Origin of the sequence: Streptomyces sp. NPDC050287 (assembly GCF_044459385.1) — a bacterium.
Classification (GTDB): Bacteria; Actinomycetota; Actinomycetes; order Streptomycetales; family Streptomycetaceae; genus Streptomyces.
In genome coordinates, this window is record NZ_JBITIY010000019.1 from 132,892 (window position 1) to 155,044 (window position 22,153).

Sequence of the window (22,153 nt, forward strand, 5' to 3'; positions counted from 1 at the left end):
TCATGCGCGTCCTCGTAGCCACCGCGGTCCCGGTCGAACGGGACGCGGTGGCTCGCGCGTTCCCCGGGCCCGTACGGGAGGTGCCGCTTCCCGGCGTGGTCCTGCAGCGGCTGCCGGGAGGGTACGACCTCCTCGCCGCCGGTGTCGGCCCCGCCCTCGCCGCCGCCTCCACCGCCACCGCCCTCACCGCCGCCGCCCTCGAAGGCGCCCCCTACGACCTGGTCGTCTCCGCCGGGATCGGCGGCGGATTCCTGCCGGACGCGCCCCTCGGCTCGCTCGTCGTCGCCGACGAGATCACCGCGGCCGATCTGGGCGCGGACACGGCCGACGGGTTCGTACCGGTGACCGAGCTGGGGTTCGGGACCGTCACCCATCGTCCGCCGGAATCACTCGTACGAGAGGTCGTGTCGGCGACCGGAGGGCGTGCCGGCACCGTGCTGACCGTGTCGACGGTGACCGGGACCACCGCCCGGGCCACCGCACTGCGCGCCCGCCACCCCCGTGCCCTCGCCGAGGCCATGGAGGGCTTCGGTGTCGCCGAGGCCGCCGCCGCGCACGGCGTACCGGTACTGGAACTGCGCGCGGTCTCCAACCCGGTCGGCCCGCGCGACCGCGCCGCCTGGCGCATCGGCGACGCGCTGACCGCCCTCACGGCCGGCTTCGGGAAGCTCCCGCCCGCACTGGAGAGTTGGACCCCACATGACCGCACTCACTGAGCCACTGCAGATCGCGTACTCCCCCTGCCCGAACGACACCTTCGTCTTCGACGCGCTGGCCCACGGCCGGGTGCCGGGCGCCCCCGCGTTCGACGTGACGTTCGCGGACATCGACATCACCAACGGCATGGCCGAGCGCGGCGAGTTCGACGTGCTGAAGGTGTCGTACGCCGTGCTGCCGTACGTCCTCGACGAGTACGCCCTGCTGCCCTGCGGGGGTGCGCTCGGCCGGGGCTGCGGCCCGCTGGTGCTGACCCGGGAGCCGGGTGCCGACCTCACCGGCCGTACGGTCGCCGTGCCCAGCGAGAAGTCGACGGCGTACCTGCTGTTCCGCCTGTGGGCCGCGGACACGCTCTCCGGGGTCGGCGAGATCGTGGTCATGCCGTTCCACGAGATCATGCCCGCCGTGCGGGACGGAAAGGTCGACGCGGGACTCGTCATCCACGAGGCGCGCTTCACGTACCGGAACTACGGGCTGCACAAGCTCGCGGACATGGGCGAGCACTGGGAGGCGACGACCGGGCTGCCGATCCCGCTGGGCGCCATCATCGCGAAGCGTTCTCTCGGCACGGAAACGCTGACAATTCTGGCCGATTCCATTCGTACGTCCGTCCGGGCGGCCTGGGACGATCCCGAGGTTTCCCGCCCATATGTCATGGAACACGCGCAGGAAATGGACCCGGCCGTCGCCGACCAGCACATCGGGTTGTACGTCAACGAGTTCACCGCCGACCTCGGCGAGAACGGCTATGCGGCGATCCGGGGCCTGCTCACCCGTGCGGCGGCCGAGGGGCTGGTACCGCCCCTCGGCCCGGACGCGCTCGATTTCCCCTGAGGCTTCCCTCGAGGGTTCCGCTGAGGCGCGGTCACACGTCCAACTGGTCGGCGACCGCGCGCAGCAGACCGGCGATCTTCTTGCCGGAGACCTTGTCGGGGTAACGGCCCTTCTCCAGCATCGGGGTGATGTTCTCCAGGAGGGTCGTCAGATCCTGGACGATGGAGGCCAGTTCGTCCGGCTTCTTGCGGGTCGCGGCGGCGACGGAGGGCGTCGGATCGAGAACCGTCACGGAAAGTGCCTGGTCACCGCGCTGCCCGGCGACCACTCCGAACTCCACTCGCTGCCCCGGCTTGAGTGTCTCGACTCCGGCGGGCAGGACTGAGGAATGGACGAAGACGTCCCCGCCGTCGTCACGGGAGAGAAAGCCGAAGCCCTTCTCACTGTTGAACCACTTGACTTTGCCGGTAGGCACGTCTGTCCTCGTCCTCGTACTCGTCGGGAAAAACCGCTTCTGGAAACGGCTCTTGATAGCACTTGGGCGGGTCGTCGGGACCCGCCGGTACCAAGGCTAATGGTCTTGAGGCCGGTGACAAGACGTCGCCGGGTTGTTCCTTCGCGCTGGGAACTACCCTGGTCGGGTGCGTGACAAAACCCAAACGAATTCCGCCGAGCCCGGTGACCGACTGATCCGTACCGGTGCGGTCGTGTTCTTCATCGGTGCCGTGGCCACTCTCGTCACCGTGGCCCCGTTCCTTCTCGGCACGACGCCTTTTCCGACGTACATGTTCGGGCTGAGCATGCTGATGGCCGTCGGCTTCCTGCTGGCCGGGGCGGGGGTGCTCCGGTCGGTCGCGGCGGGCCGCCGTCAGGCCCGGGCCGGGCGGTAGGACGCGAGCCACTGAGGGAACTCCGTGAGATCGGTCAGGACGACGTCCGCGCCGGCCGCGGCCAGCTCGTCCTTCTCGTACGGGCCCGTGGCCACGGCGACCGAGAGGGCGTCGGCGGCGCGGGCGCCCCGGATGTCCCCGAGGTGGTCGCCGACGTACACGCCCGCCCCGTGCTCGCGCAGCGCCTGCGCCTTCTGCTCCGCCCACAGGTCGCCGACGACCGCGTCCGGCTCGATGCCCAGGTACTCCAGGTGCAGCTTGGCGTTGGGCTCGTGCTTGGCGGTGACCACGAGGGCCCGCCCGCCGGCCGTACGCACCGCGGCGATCGCCTCGCGGGCACCCGGCAGCGCGGGCGTCGGCCCGATCGCGATCGTGGGGTACATCTCGCGGTAGAGGTCCGCCATGGCCGGCACCTCCTCCGCGGGGAACCAGTGAATCAGCTCCTCGGCGAGCGGCGGCCCGAGCCGGGTGACCGCCAGGTCGGCGTCGATGTACGTCCCCGTCCGCTCGGCCAGCGCCAGATAGCAGGCGCGGATGCCGGGCCGGGAGTCGATGAGCGTCATGTCGAGGTCGAAGCCGACGGTGGGGGCGGAGGGCGAGGTCGCGGAGGACATGGGGATCATTCTGCCCAGGCCCGCCGACCGTGATGTGTCCTACCTCCGCCGCTGTGACCGCCACACCAGGAACAGTGCCGATGCCACGGCCGCCCCCCGCACCACCCAGGGCCAGGTTTCGGCGATCGCGGAGCTCATGTGGTCCTCGGCGATGGGCCGGCCCCAGCGGCCCTCGGTGCGGCCCCACAGCCAGACGACGCCGGCCGTGACGGAGAGGCCGGGCAGGATCACGACGGCCCACTTGGTCTCGGCGTCGGTCAGCCGGCGGGAGGCGTAGGCGATGGCCCAGCCGAGGACGAGGGCGATCCAGTTGCCGAGGACGGCACCGGCGACGAGGAGGCCGGCGGCGAGGAGGAGGAAGGGGTTGCTCCAGCCGCCGGCCGTGCCCCGCAGGGGCAGGGAAAGGAGGCGGCGCCGAGTGGGTACGACGGTTTCCCCGGCCTGGGCGGCGGGCGCGGTCCCCGCGGCCCCGGCGCCGGTCTTCAGGGGCTTCCACCAGGTCCGGCGGGACCTGCTCGCGGCCTTCTCCACGGCCGGGGCCGGCGGCGCCGCGGCCTCCTTCTCCAGGGCGGGTGGCTCCTTCGGCGGCGGGGGCCTGAGGAGTTCCGGGATCTCCACGCCGCCGACGAAGCCGGGCACGCTGTCCCCGACCCCGAACGGGCCGCTGTCCACCCGCCACCAGTCGGGCTGGGACAGGCTGTCCCCGAGCTCGTCCAGGCCCGCGAGGTGGGGCGAGGACGTGTTCTCGGGCACGGCGGGCCGCGGGGAGGTCTCAGCCGGGCGAGGGCGCGGTACGGCCCGCCGCAGCCGCTTGGACCGGCCGGTGTCCTCGGTCGCGGCGTTCCCGTCGTCCCCGTCCGGCTGTACGGGCACGGCGGCGACCGGGGCCTCGGGAGCGCCCCCGGTGCCGGGTCCGTCGGCGCCGCCGCCCGCCGCGGCGACGACCTCGTGGGGGCTGCCGAGCCGGGCGATGATGCGGCGGACCGCGGCGGGGCTGTCGACGGTGACTTTCGCGCGCCGCCGGTCAATCTCGTTGCGCAGTTCGGAGACCAGGCGCATCCGGGTGGACGACGGCAGCTGCCGCTGCTGGGCCACGTCGCCGACGCGGCTCAGATACTCGTAGACGACCTGGTCGCTCTCGATACCCACGAAGTCCCCTCCGGGGTCGGTGCCTTGGATACCCCGCGAGTCGACGTTAGCGCAGGGTGGGCGGCGTGCGCGTGGGTCAGGTCGGCTCGCACACGTACGGGTTCTCCACTTCCGAGCACAGGCGGTTGCCGTACTCGCGCAGGACGTCCCGGCCGCCCTGGTCGGTGAGGTACGTCAGGAAGGCGGCGGCGATGGAGCCCGCGGGCGGTTCGCCGTAGGTGTAGGCGAACTCGGTCTGCCAGTACGGATAGTCGCCGTTCTCCACGGCGTCCAGCGTGGCCCGCTGGCTGGCGATCGGCAGCTGGATGAGGTGCCTGTCCTTCTTGACCTTGGCGGCGGCACTGCTGACCTCGCTGTAGCCGAGGCCGCCGGGCGTTCCGGCGACCGTCTCCAGCATGGTCTGCGTGCTGTCGACCTCGCAGGTGCCGTACGCGTCCCGGTCCAGGGCGGCGCAGTTGTCCACGGTGGCCTGGGGTGGCTGCTTTCCGTGCAGGACGCGTTCGACGAGGGCGCCGCGGGTTCCGGAGCCGATGTGCCGGTTGACGAGGTGGATGGGGACGTCGTCGCCGCCCAGTTGGGACCAGTTCTTCAGTTTTCCGCCGTACAGGCGCCGGATCTGGTCGGGAGTCAGGTTCTCGACACCCGCGTCCTTGTTGATGACGAGGGTGAACACGGAGTAGGCGATGGCCCGGCTCAGCACGCGGGGGTGGTCGCCGCCGACGATGCCGTCGGTGAAGGTGAGGCGGTCGCCGAGCCCGTCGCCGACCTCGATCTTCTGGTCCCGGCCGGCCTGCTCCAGGTCGGCGAGGCCCTCGCCGCTGCCGTCGAAGGTGCCCTCGCCGACGGGGATGCTGACGTCGGCGCCCTGGCAGGCCTCCTCGTAGCGTGCGGCGGCCTCCCGTACGGCGGGTGCGAAGGCGGTGGAGCCGTTCACGTGCAGGGTTCCGCCGACGCAGTCCAGCGGGGTGCGGTTCTCGGGCAGGAACAGCGTGATGCTCTGGGCGACGACCGCCAGCGCCAGCAGCCCGATACCGACCCAGGCCGGCCGGGAGGCGAACACATGACTCTCGGTCCTGGCCAGCTTGAACTTGAAGTACCGGACCAGCGGCTCGAACCAGCGGCGCGGCCCGCCGACGGCGCCGACGAAGACCGGCCTGGGGAACGGAGCCCCGGTGTCGTCCCCCGACCAGCGCTCCAGCACGACGAGCACCTTGTACTCGGCCCGCAGCGGGAGCTTCGCCTTCGGCAGCTTGACGACTCCCTTGCGTACGGCGTCGTTGTCGGCGGTCTCGACGTTCTCGTACCCGAACCCCTCGGCCTCCGGGGTGAAGAAGTTCTGCAGCTCCGGCTGGCTCAGGTGGGTCACGACGAGGCCGGCGACCTGGCGGTCCCGGAAGGTGACCTGAATGCCGCAGGGGTCGCTGCCGCTGGTCAGGTAGTCGACGTCCTCGATCGGCGCCGAACCGGCGTTCTCTATCCGCAGCAGGACGAACGAGGGGTCCTTCAGCCGGTGACCGTCGCGCTGCATGTCCCGCAGCACCCCGGCGTACGGCGACTGGGTCGCGTCGGCGGCCAGCGCGTCCATCTGCACCCGGTAGCCGAGGCGCTTGCGGCCGACGACGGCGAACTCCCAGAGGAACGCCAGGGACGGGATCGCGATACTGACGACGGCGACCCAGTTGTCGAAGCCGAGGTCCACGAGGATCCCCCCATCCCGTTGAACACTCATGCAGTTGGCAGGGAGCCCAGGGTGACGAGTGCGGGCCGAGTGCTGCCAGGGCTGCGACGATCCGCCGAAGGAAATTCATGCGGGCGCCACCTGGGATACCTTCCGTTCGCCTGGTGTGCACCCGGCCGACGGGCCACCCGCTACCGTTGACCGGATGAGCAGCGATGAGAAGCCGGCGACGCCCCGGTCCCTCGCGGAGGATCTCCGCGCCCGGGACGACGGGTCCCTCGCCGCGCTGCTGCGCGCCCGCCCCGACCTCATCACCCCCGTCCCCTCCGACCTCACCCAGCTCGCCACCCGGGCCGGCACCCGCGCCTCGGTGGTCCGCGCCCTGGAGCGGCTGGACCGGTTCGCGCTGCAGACGGCCGAGGCGCTGGCCGTGGCGGCGGACCCGGCCTCGTACGAGGAACTGCTGGGGCTGATGGCGGGCGACGCGGGCGACCCGTCGGTCACCGCCGCGCTGCCCCGCGCCCTGGGCACCCTGCGCGAGCAGGCCCTGGTGTGGGGCGCCGACGACCGCCTCCGGCTCGTCCGCACCGCCCGTGAACTGCTCGCGCCCTCCCCGCACCACCCGTCCCCGACCGGTCTGGGCCCGACCGTGCAAGAGGCGACGGCGGGCATGTCACCCGGCCGTATCCAGGAACTCGTGACGACGGCCGGGCTGCCCACGACCCACGACTCGGTGTCCGCGGTCACCTCACTCACCACGCTGTTCACCGACCGCAGGCGGATGGCGAAGCTGCTCGCCGTGGCCCCGGCCGAGTCCCGGGAGGTGTTGAACCGCCTCGTCTGGGGCCCGCCGTACGGGCAGGTCACCGCCGACCCCGCGGCCCATCTGCGCTGGCTCCTGGACCGGGGGCTGCTGCTGCCGACGGCGCCCGGCACGGTCGTACTCCCCCGCGAGGTGGCCCTGCACCTGCGCGAGGGCCGCGCGCACCGCGCCGCCGAGCCGTTGCCGCCCGCGGTGGAGGCCGCCGCCACGCACCGTCCGCAGGTGGTGGACGCGACGGCGGCCGGGCAGGCGTACACCGCGCTGGCGACCGTCGAGGAGCTGCTGAAGGACTGGGACGAGGGCGGCCCCGCGGTGCTGCGGGCCGGCGGTCTCAGCGTCCGTGACCTGAAGCGGACCGCCGTCGCCCTGGACGTCTCCGAGCCCATCGCCGCCTTCTGGGTCGAGCTCGCCTACGCGGCCGGCCTCATCGCCTCCGACAACGAGGCCGACGAACGGTACGCGGCGACCCCGGCCTACGACGAGTGGCTGGAGCAGCCCCCGGCCCAGCGCTGGACCCGCCTCGCCGAGACCTGGCTGGCGGCGACCCGGACGCCGGGGCTGGTCGGCGGGCGGGACGCGAAGGAACGCACGTTGTCGGCGCTCGGACCGGGCCTCGACCGCTCGGCCGCCCCCGAGGTACGGCACCGGGTGCTGGCCTTGCTGGCCGGGCTGCCGGAGGGGACCGCGCCGGCCGCCGAGTCGGTGCTCGCCCGCCTGCGCTGGGAGCGCCCCCTGCGCGGCCCGCAACGGGACGACGACCTGCGGGCCCGGCTCGCCCGCTGGACGCTGACCGAGGCGGAGCTGCTGGGGGTGACGGGCCGGGGAGCGTTGTCGGGGCACGGGCGGGCGCTGATCGGGGCGCCGGCCGGGAAGCCGTCGGCGGGCGGTTCGCCCGGGACGGCGAAGGCCGGGGGCCGTCAGGCGGGGAGCGGGGCCGGCGCCTCCTCGGGTCCTGGCGACGGCTCGGCTCCCTCGTCGGGTCCTGGCGACACGGCTGCTGCCTCGTCGGGTCCTGGCGACACGGCTGCTGCCTCGGGTCCTGGCGACAAACTGCCCGTCCACCATCACGCGGTCCCGGCACACGCCCTGTCACCCCTCTCGCCCCTCTCGCCCCCCGAGCAGGCCGTCGCCTCCGCGGCGGCCGCCCGGCTGCTCGCGCCCCTCCTGCCCGAGCCCCTGGACCACGTGCTGCTCCAGGCCGACCTGACGGCGGTGGCGCCCGGCCCGCTCCAGCGGCCGCTCGCGGACCTGCTGGACGTGCTGGCGGAGGTGGAGTCGAAGGGCGGGGCCACGGTGTACCGGTTCACGCCCGGCTCGGTACGGCGTGCGCTCGACTCCGGCCGGACCGCCTCCGACCTGCACGCCTTCCTCGCCGAGCACTCCCGTACGCCGGTCCCGCAGCCGCTCGCCTACCTGATCGACGACGTGGCCCGCAGGCACGGCCACCTGCGGGTGGGCGCGGCCTCGGCGTACGTCCGCTGCGACGACGACGCGATGCTCAACGAGATCATGGCCGACAAGCGTGCCGCGGGCCTGCGGCTGCGCCGGCTGGCCCCGACCGTGCTGGCCACCCAGGCCGACCCGGCCGCACTCCTCGACGGTCTGCGGGCGATGGGCTTCGCCCCGGCCGCCGAGTCCGCCGAGGGCGACGTACTGATCACCCGCGCCCTCGCCCACCGCACCCCGCCCCGCACGGCCCCCGAGCCGGTCCCGGACGGCCCGCCGGCCCCCGACCCGAACCTCCTGACCGCCGCGATCCGCGCCATCCGCGCCGGCGACCTGGCCTCGACGGCCCCCCGCAAGGTGACCGCGGCCGACCCGGCCGGCGGCGAACTCCCGCGCACCAGCGCCGCCGAGACCCTCGCCACCATGCAGGCCGCCGTCCTCACCGGCGAGACCGTCTGGATCGGCTACGTCAACGCCGAGGGCTCCGCCACCCAGCGCGTCATCGCCCCGATCCGTGTCGAGGGCGGCTTCGTGACGGCGTACGACCACACGGCGGACGAGGTCAGGACGTACCCACTGCACCGCGTGACCGGGGTGGCGGAGCTGGCGGACGACTGACCCGCTTCCGCGCCCCGTACGGCACACTGGAGGTTTGGCCGTGCAGAGCCACGCCGGCCACAGGCAGAAAGGCAGCCGCGCGTGAATGGTCCGCTGATCGTCCAGTCCGACAAAACTCTGCTCCTGGAAGTCGACCACGAGCAGGCCGGCGACTGCCGTCGGGCCATCGCGCCGTTCGCGGAGCTGGAGCGGGCGCCGGAGCACATCCACACCTACCGGGTGACGCCGCTGGGGCTGTGGAACGCGCGGGCGGCCGGGCACGACGCCGAGCAGGTCGTGGACGCGCTGGTGCAGTTCAGCCGGTATCCCGTGCCGCACGCGCTGCTGGTGGACATCGCCGAGACGATGGACCGGTACGGGCGGCTGACGCTCAGCAAGCACCCCGCGCACGGACTCGTGCTGACGACCACCGACCGGCCGGTGCTGGAGGAGGTGCTGCGGTCGAAGCGGATCGCTCCGCTGGTCGGCAACCGCATCGACCCCGACACCGTCGTCGTGCACCCCTCCGAGCGCGGGCAGATCAAGCAGACGCTGCTGAGACTGGGCTGGCCGGCCGAGGACCTCGCCGGGTACGTGGACGGCGAGGCGCACGCGATCGAGCTGGACGAGAACGGGTGGGCCCTGCGGCCCTACCAGAAGCAGGCCGTGGAGAACTTCTGGCACGGCGGGTCGGGCGTGGTCGTCCTGCCGTGCGGGGCCGGCAAGACGCTGGTCGGGGCCGGGGCCATGGCTCAGGCGAAGTCGACCACGCTGATCCTCGTCACCAACACGGTGTCGGCCCGGCAGTGGAAGCACGAGCTGGTGAAGCGGACCTCGCTGACCGAGGACGAGATCGGCGAGTACAGCGGGACCAGGAAGGAGATCCGGCCCGTCACCATCGCCACCTACCAGGTGCTGACCACCCGCCGGAAGGGCGTCTACCCGCACCTGGAGCTGTTCGACTCCCGGGACTGGGGACTGATCCTCTACGACGAGGTGCACCTGCTGCCCGCGCCCGTCTTCAAGTTCACGGCGGATCTGCAGGCGCGGCGGCGGCTCGGGCTGACCGCGACGCTGGTGCGGGAGGACGGACGCGAGTCGGACGTGTTCTCGCTGATCGGGCCCAAGCGGTTCGACGCGCCGTGGAAGGAGATCGAGGCGCAGGGGTACATCGCGCCCGCCGACTGTGTCGAGGTCCGGGTGAACCTCACCGACTCCGAGCGGCTCGCGTACGCCACCGCCGAGACGGAGGAGAAGTACCGCTTCTGCGCCACGACCGCGACCAAGCGGAAGGTGACCGAGGCGATCGTGCGACGGTTCGCCGGGCAGCAGATCCTCGTCATCGGGCAGTACATCGACCAGCTGGACGAGCTGGGGGAGCATCTCGACGCGCCGGTCATCAAGGGCGAGACCTCGAACGCGCAGCGGGAGAAGCTCTTCGAGGCCTTCCGGCAGGGCGAGATCAGTGTGCTGGTGGTGTCGAAGGTCGCGAACTTCTCGATCGACCTGCCGGAGGCGACGGTCGCCGTCCAGGTCTCGGGCACCTTCGGCTCCCGGCAGGAGGAGGCGCAGCGGCTGGGACGGGTGCTGCGGCCCAAGGCGGACGGGCACCAGGCCCACTTCTACTCGGTCGTCGCCCGCGACACCCTCGACCAGGACTTCGCCGCGCACCGGCAGCGGTTCCTGGCGGAGCAGGGGTACGCCTACCGGATCATGGACGCGGACGAGCTGCTGGCGGAGAGCTGACCTGGCCGCCAGAACCGGGTCACTTGCGCCTTGACCCGATCACTTGCGGCTGAACCGGGTCACTTGCGGCGGACGCCGGCCTCTTCGCCGTATTCGCCGAGGACCATGACGTCGAAGGCGGCGCCCGCGAAGACCTTCACGGCTCGCAGGGCCTCGCCGACGACATGACGGTGGCTGCCGAGGACAGGGGTCGCGCCGGCCGGGCGGGGCGGGCGCGGAGCTGGGGTGATGGTTGCTGCGCTCATGACTCCATGGTTGCTCCTCCGACGTGGGAACCGCATCGGTCTGCGGGGCCAACCCGAGCGCTCACCGCGTAGTACTTGCGGTTGACGCCTCCGCCCTCAGGGTGGAGGGGTTCCCTTACCCCTCCCCCTAGGGGTCGGCCCCGCAGGATCGGCTCTTCCAAGGGGTCGGCGGCTTCGGTCAGGCCCTCACGGCTTGGCCGCCTTCCGTTCCGTCTCCGTCAGGGGCGGGCCCTGCAGATGCGGCTTCTTCGGGCCGAACAGCATCGGGACGAGCATGTCGGCGGAGAAGAGGCGGGTGGCCGGCTTCTCCAGGCTCATGACATCCAGCAGGGCGCCCAGAGCCCGTGGGTTGCGGGCGCCGGTGGCGACGGCCCGGTCCACGAAGGCGGAGAGGAACCTCTCCAGGGCGGTGGGCGGTGTCCGGCTCGCGCCGGGATAGCGGGCGTCCTGGCCGACGGCCAGGTCCCAGGCGGCGGCCACCGGGCGGACGGCCGCACGCTGGAGGCGGCGCCCGGTGCCGGGCGCGGTGAGGGGCGTGGCGCGCAGGACGTCCCGGACGGCGAGGGCGCTCTGGGCGGCGACGGTGATTCCGTGGCCGTAGACCGGGTTGTATCCGGCGACGGCGTCCCCGAGGACCGTGAAGCCGTCGGGCCAGCGCGACATCTTCTCGTAGTGGCGGCGCCGGTTGGCGGTGCTGCGGGTGGTCATCACATCGCTCAGCGGAGTGGCGTCCTTGATCAGCTCGCCGACGACCGGGTCGCCGAGCCCGAGGGCGAAGTCGACGAACGCGTCCGGGTCACCGGTGGGTTCCCCGCCCCGGGTGCCGGCGAGGGTGACGATCCAGCGGCCGTCCTCGATCGGGAGGATGACGCCGCCGCGGCCGGGGGCCTTGGCCGGGTTGGCCTGCACGCTGACGAGCGGGAAGTCGGCGTCCGCGGTCGTGCCCGGGGCGCGGTAGAGGCGGGTGGCGTAGGCGAGACCGGCGTTGACCTCGCGTTCGGCGACCTGGGGCAGGCCGAGGTCGGTCAGCCAGCGCGGGGCGTGGGAGCCGCGGCCGGAGGCGTCCACGACGAGGTCGGCGGTCAGGACCCGCCCCTGGTCGTCCCGGACGCCGGTGACCCGGCCGCCCTCGCCCTCCAGCGCCGACACCGTCGTACCCGCGCGGAGCGTGACGCGGGCGTCGGCGAGCACCCGCTCCCGGATCACCGAGTCCAGCAGGTCCCGTGAGCACAACAGGATGCGGTGGTGGGTGGCCCGGAACCGCCGGAACCAGAGCTCGTTGGGGGCCCGGCAGACCATGTCGCCCGTGGCGTGGACCAGCCGGGCACCCCGCCCGACGATCTCGTCGACCAGCCCGGGCAGTAACGCGTCCATCGCCCGCACTCCGCCGCTCCAGACCAGGTGGGCGTGGCGGGCCTGCGGCACCCCGCGCCGGGGCACCGGCCCGTCCGGGAGCAGGTCGCGTTCGACGACGGTGACGTCGGCGAACCCGGCGAGCGCGGCGGCGGCGAACAGACCGGTGACGCTGCCGCCGACGACGAGTGCGGTGGGGCGACGGGGGGCGAGCTGTCCAGTCCGTCCGGGTGATCCTTCCGGCATGTGGTCTCACACCTCAACTCTCATAGGTAGGCGGCGAGTTCGACGACGAGGCAAGAGGAGTGTGAGCTCCCCCCGAAGGAAACCGCAGCCTACTTCCGGGAAAACCCGTTGGCTGCCGCCTGCTGAACTCACCTACAATCTCCGCTCTTGCCCGCCTCCCGCACGGAGTGCAGCCGCCCGGACGGAAACCGGCCGGCAACCCGCAACCCGCCACTGCGGATCCCGCATCCGCGTATCCCGCTGGCCCCCCGGAGGCACCCCCTTGTCCAGGCCGCCCACGCCCGTCGGCGACGACCCCCTCGACCCCCTCGACCCCCTTGACCCTCTCGAACCCCTCGCCCGAGAACGCGCCCACCTTGCCCACTCGCGCGCCGCCCTGCGCTCCATGCGGGAGGACGTCCAGTCGCTCGACATCAGCGACGTCACCGCGAACTGGGTCAACGCCGAGGTCCTCTCCCGCCAGATCGACGAGCGGATCAAGGCCCTCGCCGACCTGAGTGACACCCCGCTGTTCTTCGGCCGCCTCGACTACCTGCACGCTCCGGGCGCCGAGCAGGCGGAGGGGGCGGAGGGCGAACGCTTCTACATCGGGCGCCGGCACGTGCACGACCACGACGGCGACCCGATGGTCATCGACTGGCGTGCCCCGGTCTCGCAGCCGTTCTACCGGGCCTCCAAGAAGGACCCGATGGACATCGCGCTGCGCCGCCGCTTCGGCTACACGGGCGGCGACCTCACGGCGTACGAGGACGAGCGCCTCTCCGACCCGGCCGATCCCTCGGGGGCGGCCGTCACCAGCAAGTTGCTCCAGCAGGAGATCGAACGCCCGCGCGTGGGCCCGATGCGCGACATCGTGGCGACGATCCAGCCCGAGCAGGACGAGATCGTCCGCAGCGGTCTGGGCGGGACGGTCTGCGTGCAGGGAGGTCCGGGAACCGGAAAGACGGCCGTCGGTCTGCACCGGGTCGCCTACCTCCTGTACGCCCATCGCGAGCGCCTCGCCCGCACCGGCACCCTGGTCATCGGGCCGAACCGGTCCTTCCTGCACTACATCGAGCAGGTGCTGCCCGCGCTCGGTGAGCTGACGGTCCGCCAGGCCACGGTCGACGACCTGGTCGCGCACGTGGAGGTGCGCGGTACGGACGACGCGGCGGCGGCGATCGTGAAGGGCGACGCGAGGATGGCGGAGGTACTGCGCCGGGCCCTCTACTCGCACGTGACGATGCCCACCGAACCGGTCGTCGTGGTGCGCGGCTCGCGTCGCTGGCGTGTCCCGGCGTACGAACTGGAGGACATCGTCCGCGAGTTGCTGGACCGGGACATCCGCTACGGCGCCGCCCGTGAGGCTCTTCCGCAGCGCATCGCGCACGCCGTGCTGGTGCAGATGGAACGCTCGGGGGAGGCCCCGGACGACCGGGTCCAGGACGCGGTGGCCCGCAACGCGGCGGTGAAGGCGGCGGTCAAGCAGGTCTGGCCGCCGGTCGACCCGGCGAAACTCGTCCTGCGCCTGCTCACCGACGCGGACTTCCTCGCCGTCCACGCGGACGACGTCCTCGGCGAGGACGAGCAGAAGACGATCCTGTGGGCGAAGCCGGTCCGCAGCGTCAAGTCGGCCCGGTGGGCGCCCGCGGACGCGGTGCTGATCGACGAGGCGCAGGACCTGATCCAGCGCACGCACTCGCTCGGCCATGTGGTGCTGGACGAGGCTCAGGACCTCTCCCCCATGCAGTACCGGGCCGTCGGCCGCCGTTGCACGACCGGCTCGGCCACCGTCCTCGGCGACCTCGCCCAGGGCACCACCCCCTGGGCCACCCGCAGCTGGGACGAGGCGCTCGCCCACCTCGGCAAGACGGACGGCGTGATCGAGGAGCTGACGGCCGGTTTCCGCGTCCCGGCCGACGTCATCACGTACGCCTCCCGCCTCCTGCCCCACATCGCCCCGGGCCTGACCCCGGTCGCGTCGGTCCGTGAGAATCCGGGCTTCTTCGACCTGCGCGGGATCAGCGACACCGCCGAAGTGGTCGCCGCGTGCGAGGAGCTGCTGCGCAACGAGGGCTCGACGGGTCTGATCGTCGCGGACGCCCGTGTCCCGGCCCTGACGGAGGCGCTCAGGGCGGCGGGCATCGGCCACCTGTCCCCCGGCGAGGAGACGACGTACGAGACCCGTCTCACCCTGGTCCCCGCCTCCCTTGCCAAGGGCCTGGAGTACGACTACGTCGTCCTCGACGAGCCGCAGGCCGTGGTCGACGGCGAACCGGACGAACGCACGGGCCTGCGCCGCCTCTACGTCGCCCTCACCCGAGCCGTCTCGGGCCTGATCGTGACCCACACGGCCCCACTGCCACCGCAGCTCTCGTAGGCCAGGAGGGGCTCGGCCCTGGTGGGCCAGGAGGGGCTCAGCCCGGACTCACGCCCCGTCCAGCACGCCCCGCCACTCCGCGACCGCCTCCACCGAGACCCCCCGCTCCCAGCCCCCGGGCCGCGCGGCCCCGCCGATGTGGAACGCGTCGATCCCGGCGGCCATCAGTCGCGGCACATGGTCCAGCCGCAGCCCGCCGCCCACCAGCAACCGCTGCTCGTAGCCCGGCTCCCCACCGCGCCCCGCCTCGTGGAGCAACGTGGGGAGCCCGGCGTCCACCCCGGCCGCCGAGCCCGCCGTCAGATACGCGTCGAGCCCCGGCAGTCCGTCCAGCTGCTTGCGCAGCGCGTCCCGGTCGGCGGCGTGGTCGATCGCCCGGTGGAACGTCCAGCGGCAGCCGTCCAGTACGGCCACCACGCGCTCCACGGCCGCCAGGTCCACACCGCCGTCACCGTCCAGGAACCCGAGCACGAACTCCTGGGCCCCGGCCTCGCGCAGTTGCCCGGCGACCCGGGCCAACGGTTCCACGTCGGCCGCCGCGAAGCCGTCCGACAGCCGCAGCATCACGCGCAGCGCGATGTCGACGGAGGCCCGGATCCGCGCGAAGGTCCCGACCGGCGGGGTGAGCCCGTCCGCCGCCATGTCGGTGACCAGTTCGAGACGGTCCGCGCCTCCGGCCTGGGCGGCGACGGCGTCCTCGACGTCGAGGGCGATCACCTCCAGAACTGCACGCTTGCTCATGGGACCCCATTCGTCTTCGGGCGGCTACAGGTCTAGTCCAATTCCAAGACTACGCCCGCGCGGGGACCCGATCAGCCGATCCGCCCCGAAGCCCTCACCAAAGCTCTCACCGGAGCCCTCACCGGAGCCCTCACCGGAGCCCTCACCCGAAGATGTTCAACTCCCCCTCCTCCGCCCCTGCCAGCTCGTACGACGCCCCGCCCACCGGCCGCCCCGCGTACAGCCGTACGAGGGTCGCGGCGTCGCCGATGAACCGTGCCGGGGTCCGCTCCCCGGACACCCCGCCCAGCCGCAGCGGTTCGTCCATGTCGTCGAGGTCGGCCTGGAGCGGCACATGGCCCTTCTCCCGGGTACGCCGCACCAGCAGGGTCAGCGCGTCGGGCAACCCGGGGCCTCCATACGCCCCCGGCTCCCCCAGCGCCTCGCGCACATCGCCGGCGTGGATCCACTCCCCCAGCCCGACCATGTCCAGCGCCCCGCCCGCCTCGGCGATCACGGGTCCGGCCCCGGTCATGCCCCGCTCCAGCTCGTCCAGGACCCGCGCGTTCGGCCACTGGGCCCGCTCGGCGATGTCCCGGTCGTTCGACTCGGGCGAGAACACCCCCTCCTCGAACCGGCCCTCCACCACCCGGGTCAACACGGCCGAACAGTGCGCGAGCGCATCCCGCACGCTCCACCCCGGACAGGCCGCGACCGGCAGCGCGAAGTCCCGGTCGGGCCGGGTCCGCAGCAGCGGGACGAGGGCGTCGCGTTCGGTGGCCAGCAGCCGCCCCGGCAGTTCCGGATCACGATCGCCGCCGGACGTCGCAGACGTCGTAGAAGTCGTAGAAGTCATGGCCACCACGCTAGGGCTCGCCGCGGAGATCGCGGGAGAAGGGATCGCGGTAGGAGATCACCGGAGAAGAGGATCGCGGGAGAAAGGGATCACGGGAGAATGGGGGCATGGCCGATCCCGACGCCCTGCGCATCCGTTTCGCCCGTGCCCTGGAGGGAGCCCGGGGCCCCGAGGCCGCCGGCCCCGACCCCGGGCCGTACGCCGATGACCTGCTCGTGCGCTGGCAGGAGCCGCAGCGGCGCTATCACACGCTCACGCACCTCACCGCGGTGCTGGACCGCATCGACGTCCTGATCGACGTCCTGGAGGAACACGGCGCCGACCCGGACGTCGTACGCCTGGCCGCGTGGTTCCACGACGCGGTCTATCTGCCCGACCGCTCCGAGAACGAGGAACGCTCGGCCCGTCTCGCCGAGCGGGCCCTGCCCGAGGCCGGGGTGCCGGCGGCGAAGACGGCCGAGGTGGCCCGACTGGTCCGTCTCACCGTCAGCCACGACCCGGCCGACGACGACCCGGACGGCCAGGTCCTGTGCGACGCCGACCTCGCGATCCTCGCCGCCCCGCCCTCCGCGTACGCCGCCTACACGGCCGCCGTCCGCGAGGAGTACGGCTTCGTCCCCCCGGACGCCTTCCGCGCGGGCCGCGCCGCCGTCCTGCGTCAACTCCTCGATCTGCCAAGGCTGTTCAGGACGCCGTACGGGGCGGCGGAGTGGGAGGCGACCGCCCGCTACAACATCGCCGCCGAACTGGAAATGCTGTCGACCTGAGACAGCCGCCCACCTACCCTGCACCCCATGCGCGCATTGGGTGGGGAACGGGTGGAGCAGGCCGTCGCGGATGCCGTGGCGGTGCTGCGGACGGCGACGGAGCGGGACTGGGAGGGGCCGCGGGCGGGGCGGCTGGAGTGGAGCTGCCGGCACACGGCGGAGCACATCGCGGGCTGTCTGATCGCGTACGCCGGCCAGCTGGCGGGCCGCGCGCAGGACGCGTACGTCCCCTTCGAGATGACCCTCGACGACGGCACCGACAACGAGGACGTGCTCCAGGTCGTCGAGACGACGGGCGCGCTGCTCGCCGCCGCCGTCCGCACCACCCCGCGCGAGGTGCGCGCGTTCCACCCGTACCCGTTCCGCAGCGCGAACCGGGAGGGCTTCGCCGCGATGGGCGTCGCGGAGGTTCTGCTGCACACCCACGACATCGCCGAGGGCCTGGGGCTGCGGTACGAGCCACCGGCCGAGCTCGCCAAGTACGTGCTGTCCCGGATCTTCCCGCACGTCCAGCCGGGCCCCGACCACTGGCGCACCCTGCTGTGGGCCACCAGCCGGGACGAACTGCCCGGCCGCGCCCCGGTCACCGAGTGGCGCTGGAGCAACAACCTCGTCCTCCCCGCCGACCGCCTCACCCTGCAGGGCGTCACCCCCGCGGCCGCCGCCGACCTCGCCGCGGGCGGCGACGGCGGGTTCGAGTGGCTCGGGGACCGCGGCCCCTTCGAGGGCACCCGGCAGGCGGCCGGGATGGTGCTCAAGGCGTACCGGGCGGGGGTGCACCGCCCGGAGTTCGGGCTGTTCGTACTGGTCCGCCGCGAGGACGGTCTCGCCGTCGGCGCCATGGGCTTCCACGGTGTCCCCGACGAGGAGGACAAGGCCGAGATCGGCTACGACCTGGTGGAGGGCGCCCGCGGCCACGGCTACGCCACGGAGGCGCTGCGCACCCTGGCGCGGTGGGCGCTGGCCCGGGACGACGTACGGTCCCTGTTCGCGACCGTGGACCCCGACAACGCCCCGTCCCAGGCGGTACTCGGGCGCATCGGGTTCACGCGGGTGAACCAGGACCTCGACGAGGAGGGCCTGCTGGCTTACGAACTGCCGGCCTGAGTCCGCCCCTTGGGCCGGCGCAGGCCCGCCCCCGTGAGCCTGCGCACCAGCTCCTTGGACCCGACCTCCACCGCGCCGGCGGCCACCACGTCCGCGTACCGGTGGGAGGGGATGTCGTAGTGGTCGCGCTCGAAGGCCCGGGGCGGGACGCCCAGTTCCGCGGCGAACGCGTGCAGTTCGTCGAAGGAGACGTCGCTGACCAGGTGGGACCACATGCGGCCGTGGCCCGGCCAGGTCGGGGGGTCGATATAGACCGTCACGACGAGGCCGCTCCGCCGGTCGCGGTACCCAACGCGCCCACCGCCGCGACCTTCACGCCGGCCTTGTGGCACACCCAGTGCGGGTCGGGGCCGAGTTCGGGTTCGACGTCCAGGGCGTGCGGGCCGCCGGAGGGGCAGACCGGGCACAGCGGCCAGCGGCCGTAGCTCTCCAGCAGGGCGTCCTGTACGTCCTGGGCGACCAGCCCGGCCACGAACTCCGCGCCCTGCGGCCACTGCTCGACCCACCAGCGCCGCTGTACGACCGAGTCCTCGACCATGGACACCACGTCGGCGGCGGCCACCTCGCCCGCGGCCAGGTCGGCGAGCACGAGGGCGCGTGCCGCGTGCAACGCCTGCTCCAGGGGGCTGATGGGATCCATGCACCCATTGTGCGCACTCTTGACCCCAACACCGAGCCGAAAATATCTTTCAGGTGTGACGCGCGAAGTGAAGGAAATTTTCGGGCAGGAATCCGGGCGGGGAGCAGGACGGGATTCCAGGCGGGGTTCCGGTCGGGATCCCGGGCAGGGATCCGGCCGCGGATCCGGCCAGGGCGCCGGGCAGAGTTCCGGCCAGGGCTCCGGCCGGGGGTCCGGCCACGGCTCGGCGGGAGCGCGGCCGGCGTCCGACATCGCCCCGCCCGCACCCGCCGCCCTCGCCGCCAAGGTGCGCACGCTGGCCCCGTCGATGACCCGTTCCATGCAGCGGGTCGCCGAGGCCGTCGCCCACGACCCGGCCGGCTGCGCCGCCCTCACCGTCACCGGCCTCGCCGAACTCACCGGCACCAGCGAGGCCACGGTCGTACGCACCGCCCGCCTCCTGGGCTACCCCGGCTACCGCGACCTGCGGCTCGCGCTGGCCGGCCTCGCCGCCCAGCAGCAGTCCGGCCGCGCGCCCGCGATCACCACCGACATCGCGGTCGACGACCCGATCGCCGACGTCGTCGCGAAACTCGCCTACGACGAACAGCAGACCCTCGCGGACACGGCGGCCGGCCTGGACACCGTGCAGCTCGGCGCGGCCGTCACCGCGCTGGCGGCGGCGCGGCGGACCGACGTCTACGGGGTGGGGGCGAGCGGGCTGGTCGCCCAGGACCTCACCCAGAAGCTGCTGCGCATAGGGCTGATCGCCCACGCCCACAGCGACCCCCACCTCGCGGTGACCAACGCCGTGCAGCTCCGGGCCGGGGACGTCGCCATCGCGATCACCCACTCCGGATCCACCGGGGACGTCATCGAGCCGCTGCGGGTCGCCTTCGAGCACGGCGCGACGACGGTGGCGATCACCGGGCGCCCGGACGGTGCCGTGACCCAGTACGCGGACCACATCCTGACGACGTCCACCGCACGGGAGAGCGAACTGCGTCCGGCGGCGATGTCGTCACGGACCAGTCAGCTGCTGGTGGTGGACTGTCTCTTCGTGGGCGTGGCGCAACGGACGTACGAGACGACGGCACCGGCACTGTCGGCGTCGTACGAGGCACTGGCACACCGGCATCGGCGCTAGGGCCTGTTGCGAAAGTGGCCCTAGGACCCCCACAGGAAGACACCACACAGCGCATCAGAAAGAGCCACCTCTCACCATGACCTCCACCTCCGACCCCCGTGATCTCCAGGCCCAGTTGGAATCCCTCACCACCGAGGCCTTCCGCCCCGAACTCGCCGACATCGACCAGCTGCCCACCCTCGGCATCGCCCGGCTGATGAACTCCGAGGACGCCACCGTGCCCGCCGCCGTGGCCCGGCGGCTGCCGGAGATCGCCGCCGCGATCGACGCCGTGGCCGAGCGGATGGCGGGCGGCGGCCGGCTGATCTACGCGGGCGCGGGCACCGCAGGACGGCTCGGTGTCCTGGACGCGTCCGAGTGTCCGCCCACCTTCAACACCGCCCCGGAGCAGGTCGTCGGGCTGATCGCGGGCGGACCGGAGGCCATGGTCACCTCGGTCGAGGGCGCCGAGGACTCCGCGGAACTGGCCCGGGCCGACCTCGACGCTCTCGCACTGGCCCGCGTCGACACGGTGGTCGGCGTCTCCGCGTCCGGCCGCACCCCGTACGCCATCGGCGCGGTGGAACACGCCCGCAAGCAGGGCGCGTTGACCATCGGGCTGGCCTGCAACGCGAACAGCGCCCTCACGGCGGCAGCAGAGCACGGCATCGAGATCGTCGTCGGCCCCGAACTCCTCACCGGCTCCACCCGCCTGAAGGCGGGCACAGCCCAGAAGCTGGTCCTGAACATGCTCTCGACGATCACGATGATCCGCCTGGGCAAGACGTACGGGAACCTGATGGTCGACGTCCGAGCCTCCAACGACAAACTCCGCGCCCGCTCCCGCCGCATCGTCGCCCTCGCCACGGGCGCCCCGGACGACGAGATCGAACGGGCCCTGGCCGCCACCGACGGCGAGGTCAAGAACGCGATCCTGACGATCCTGGCCGACGTCGACGGCCCGACGGCGGCCCGCCTTCTGGAGGACTCGAACGGCCACCTGCGGGCCGCACTGGCGGCGGCGCGGGACTGAGAAGCACCTGGAGTTGCCGTTGCCGAACCGCCTCAAGACGGAAGCCGGCTCTCCCCGTTGATCCTCCGCACCCGCTCCCGCAGCACCTCCGCCTGCGGCGCGGGCCCGGTCGACTCCGGCGGACAGTCCCACTCCCGCCCTCCGGCGACCGGCCGCAACTGCACGCACCCGCCGACGTGCCCCATGACCTCCCCGATCCGCCCGTCCCGCACGTCGACGACATGCGCCCCCACCGCCGGCCGCTCCCCCCGCAGCACGGAGGCCAGCCGCTCGGCCGTCCGTACGTTGCACCGCCCCAACTCGACCAGGGCGAACGGCTCGTCACTGGCACCGGTCACCGGATCGACCCGCAGGGACGGGAGCACGACTCCCACGCCCACGAGGGCCTCCCGCACGGACCTCACGATGTCTTCGGTCGACCGCAGAACCATCCGCCTACCTCACGCTGAGTTCGCCATTCACCTGTTTCTTGCGAGAGGCCCCGGCATTCACGCCGGGGAGGAATCGCATCCGGGAACAGCGAGCGGAGCGTCGCCGCGTCCGGTTCAGGGCACGGAGCGCCCGTGCCGCTGCCGGTGTCGCTGAGGTGATGCGAACGCGTGTGCCTGTGATCGCTGGTCGGTGTGGTGGCTGTGGGATCGGGGTGCGTGTGTGCGGCTGTCGTACATACGGTCTTTCGGAGGGTTCGGGGCGGCGCAGTGTTCCGGCCGGAGTCCGTGAAGGGGGGCGGGGTGGCGCAGGTAACGGTGGCTGCGGAGGTCGGGCATGCCCGGTACACCTACCGGCTGCGCCTGTCGTCCACCGCCCGCACGGCCCTGGGGGCGGAGTGGGACCGGTGCCGGTGGGTGTGGAACGAATGCGTGGCCAAGTCCAGGGCCGTGCACCTGCACAACAAGGTCACCGGTCAGAAGGCCACGTGCGGTCCGGCTCAGCTCGACAGGATGCTGACCGAGGCCCGCGCCCGCACGCCGTGGCTGCGTGAGGGCTCGTCGGTCTGCCAGCAGCAGACCATCCGCGACTTCGGCCGCTCCCGCGCCAAGGCACACAAGGACATCTCAGAGCGTCTGCCCATGGCGCGCCGGGCGGGGATGCCGAAGTGGAAATCCAAACGCGAGGCACTGCCGACCCTCAACTACACGCGGCGCGGGTTCCGGTTGAAGGACGGCCGGCTGCACCTGGCCGGCGGCATCGTCGTGGCGGTGGTGTGGTCGCGGGAACTGCCGTCCGAGCCGTCCTCGGTGCGCCTGTACCAGGACAGCCTCGGGCACTGGTACGCCTCGTTCGTCGT

Annotated in this window: 22 protein-coding genes; 11 read left to right on the forward strand and 11 right to left on the reverse strand. The window is 72.7% G+C overall.

From position 1 onward, the window contains the following. Window positions 1–2: 2 nt before the first annotated feature. The gene (locus ACIBK3_RS41890; protein ID WP_399373486.1) at window positions 3–716 is read left to right on the forward strand and encodes a futalosine hydrolase; all 714 of its coding nucleotides are present in this window, start codon (window positions 3–5) and stop codon (window positions 714–716) included. Continuing rightward, the gene (locus ACIBK3_RS41895; RefSeq protein ID WP_399373487.1) at window positions 700–1,551 is read left to right on the forward strand and encodes a 1,4-dihydroxy-6-naphthoate synthase; all 852 of its coding nucleotides are present in this window, start codon (window positions 700–702) and stop codon (window positions 1,549–1,551) included. Before ACIBK3_RS41890 ends, ACIBK3_RS41895 begins: the two co-directional genes overlap by 17 nt. Before the next feature lie 31 nt (window positions 1,552–1,582). On the opposite strand, the gene ACIBK3_RS41900 is transcribed toward ACIBK3_RS41895, so the two are convergent. Further along, a complete protein-coding gene (locus ACIBK3_RS41900; RefSeq protein ID WP_150947923.1) occupies window positions 1,583–1,966 on the reverse strand; it encodes a cold-shock protein in 384 nt (127 codons plus the stop codon). Window positions 1,967–2,132: 166 nt separating this feature from the next. Between ACIBK3_RS41900 and ACIBK3_RS41905 the strand changes: the two genes are divergently transcribed. Continuing rightward, a complete protein-coding gene (locus ACIBK3_RS41905; RefSeq protein WP_399373488.1) occupies window positions 2,133–2,381 on the forward strand; it encodes a hypothetical protein in 249 nt (82 codons plus the stop codon). Here the strand turns inward: ACIBK3_RS41905 and ACIBK3_RS41910 are convergent. The 3 genes from ACIBK3_RS41910 to ACIBK3_RS41920 form a co-directional block, all read right to left on the reverse strand. Further along, the gene (locus ACIBK3_RS41910) at window positions 2,360–2,995 is read right to left on the reverse strand and encodes an HAD family hydrolase (protein ID WP_399373489.1); all 636 of its coding nucleotides are present in this window, start codon (window positions 2,993–2,995) and stop codon (window positions 2,360–2,362) included. The two genes, ACIBK3_RS41905 and ACIBK3_RS41910, sit on opposite strands and share 22 nt — an antisense overlap. 39 nt (window positions 2,996–3,034) lie before the next feature. After that, on the reverse strand, window positions 3,035–4,144 hold the full coding sequence (locus ACIBK3_RS41915; protein ID WP_399373491.1) for a hypothetical protein: 1,110 nt from the start codon (window positions 4,142–4,144) through the stop codon (window positions 3,035–3,037). 76 nt (window positions 4,145–4,220) lie between these two features. After that, the gene (locus ACIBK3_RS41920; RefSeq protein ID WP_399373492.1) at window positions 4,221–5,843 is read right to left on the reverse strand and encodes a substrate-binding domain-containing protein; all 1,623 of its coding nucleotides are present in this window, start codon (window positions 5,841–5,843) and stop codon (window positions 4,221–4,223) included. Between the two features lie 184 nt (window positions 5,844–6,027). On the opposite strand from ACIBK3_RS41920, the gene ACIBK3_RS41925 reads away from it, so the two are divergent. Together ACIBK3_RS41925 and ACIBK3_RS41930 are read left to right on the forward strand one after the other, a co-directional pair. Then, window positions 6,028–8,709, forward strand: a complete 2,682-nt coding sequence (locus tag ACIBK3_RS41925; protein WP_399373493.1) for a helicase-associated domain-containing protein — start codon at window positions 6,028–6,030, stop codon at window positions 8,707–8,709. Window positions 8,710–8,790: 81 nt separating this feature from the next. Beyond that, on the forward strand, window positions 8,791–10,434 hold the full coding sequence (locus ACIBK3_RS41930) for a DNA repair helicase XPB (RefSeq protein WP_399373494.1): 1,644 nt from the start codon (window positions 8,791–8,793) through the stop codon (window positions 10,432–10,434). A gap of 59 nt (window positions 10,435–10,493) precedes the next feature. Here the strand turns inward: ACIBK3_RS41930 and ACIBK3_RS41935 are convergent, their stop codons facing one another. Both ACIBK3_RS41935 and ACIBK3_RS41940 read right to left on the reverse strand, forming a co-directional pair. Beyond that, window positions 10,494–10,679 carry a hypothetical protein gene (locus ACIBK3_RS41935; protein ID WP_030672980.1) on the reverse strand — a complete coding sequence of 62 codons (186 nt, stop codon included), beginning with the start codon at window positions 10,677–10,679 and terminating at the stop codon, window positions 10,494–10,496. 186 nt (window positions 10,680–10,865) lie between these two features. Further along, entirely contained in the window at window positions 10,866–12,278 is a 1,413-nt protein-coding gene (locus ACIBK3_RS41940) for an NAD(P)/FAD-dependent oxidoreductase (RefSeq protein ID WP_399373496.1), read from the reverse strand. 262 nt (window positions 12,279–12,540) lie between these two features. Here ACIBK3_RS41940 and ACIBK3_RS41945 point away from each other — a divergent pair, with 262 nt between their 5' ends. Beyond that, entirely contained in the window at window positions 12,541–14,637 is a 2,097-nt protein-coding gene (locus tag ACIBK3_RS41945) for a HelD family protein (RefSeq protein ID WP_399373497.1), read from the forward strand. Between the two features lie 48 nt (window positions 14,638–14,685). Here the strand turns inward: ACIBK3_RS41945 and ACIBK3_RS41950 are convergent, their stop codons facing one another. After that, window positions 14,686–15,378 carry a copper homeostasis protein CutC gene (locus ACIBK3_RS41950; protein WP_399373499.1) on the reverse strand — a complete coding sequence of 231 codons (693 nt, stop codon included), beginning with the start codon at window positions 15,376–15,378 and terminating at the stop codon, window positions 14,686–14,688. Window positions 15,379–15,520: 142 nt separating this feature from the next. Next, window positions 15,521–16,213, reverse strand: coding sequence for a maleylpyruvate isomerase family mycothiol-dependent enzyme (locus ACIBK3_RS41955; RefSeq protein WP_399373501.1), 693 nt, complete (start codon window positions 16,211–16,213; stop codon window positions 15,521–15,523). 107 nt (window positions 16,214–16,320) lie between these two features. On the opposite strand from ACIBK3_RS41955, the gene ACIBK3_RS41960 reads away from it, so the two are divergent. Next, the gene (locus tag ACIBK3_RS41960; RefSeq protein WP_399373502.1) at window positions 16,321–16,980 is read left to right on the forward strand and encodes a hypothetical protein; all 660 of its coding nucleotides are present in this window, start codon (window positions 16,321–16,323) and stop codon (window positions 16,978–16,980) included. Between the two features lie 27 nt (window positions 16,981–17,007). Further along, a complete protein-coding gene (locus ACIBK3_RS41965) occupies window positions 17,008–18,087 on the forward strand; it encodes a GNAT family N-acetyltransferase (protein WP_399373503.1) in 1,080 nt (359 codons plus the stop codon). Here the strand turns inward: ACIBK3_RS41965 and ACIBK3_RS41970 are convergent. Beyond that, window positions 18,069–18,347 (reverse strand): DUF4031 domain-containing protein, encoded by a 279-nt coding sequence (locus ACIBK3_RS41970; RefSeq protein ID WP_399373504.1) that lies wholly within the window; start codon window positions 18,345–18,347, stop codon window positions 18,069–18,071. The genes ACIBK3_RS41965 and ACIBK3_RS41970 overlap by 19 nt on opposite strands. Further along, window positions 18,344–18,727 (reverse strand): hypothetical protein, encoded by a 384-nt coding sequence (locus ACIBK3_RS41975; RefSeq protein ID WP_399373505.1) that lies wholly within the window; start codon window positions 18,725–18,727, stop codon window positions 18,344–18,346. The genes ACIBK3_RS41970 and ACIBK3_RS41975 overlap by 4 nt, the downstream gene beginning before the upstream one ends. Before the next feature lie 250 nt (window positions 18,728–18,977). Here ACIBK3_RS41975 and ACIBK3_RS41980 point away from each other — a divergent pair, with 250 nt between their 5' ends. Together ACIBK3_RS41980 and murQ are read left to right on the forward strand one after the other, a co-directional pair. Then, window positions 18,978–19,853: a MurR/RpiR family transcriptional regulator gene (locus tag ACIBK3_RS41980; protein WP_399373518.1), complete on the forward strand. Its 876-nt coding sequence runs from the start codon at window positions 18,978–18,980 to the stop codon at window positions 19,851–19,853. Window positions 19,854–19,929: 76 nt separating this feature from the next. Continuing rightward, the gene (gene murQ, locus ACIBK3_RS41985) at window positions 19,930–20,865 is read left to right on the forward strand and encodes an N-acetylmuramic acid 6-phosphate etherase (protein WP_399373507.1); all 936 of its coding nucleotides are present in this window, start codon (window positions 19,930–19,932) and stop codon (window positions 20,863–20,865) included. 32 nt (window positions 20,866–20,897) lie between these two features. Here the strand turns inward: murQ and ACIBK3_RS41990 are convergent, their stop codons facing one another. Continuing rightward, window positions 20,898–21,296 (reverse strand): hypothetical protein, encoded by a 399-nt coding sequence (locus tag ACIBK3_RS41990; RefSeq protein WP_399373509.1) that lies wholly within the window; start codon window positions 21,294–21,296, stop codon window positions 20,898–20,900. A gap of 300 nt (window positions 21,297–21,596) precedes the next feature. On the opposite strand from ACIBK3_RS41990, the gene ACIBK3_RS41995 reads away from it, so the two are divergent. Continuing rightward, window positions 21,597–22,153, forward strand: a 557-nt coding sequence (locus ACIBK3_RS41995) for an RNA-guided endonuclease InsQ/TnpB family protein (RefSeq protein WP_399373510.1), incomplete at its 3' end; no start/stop codon positions are given.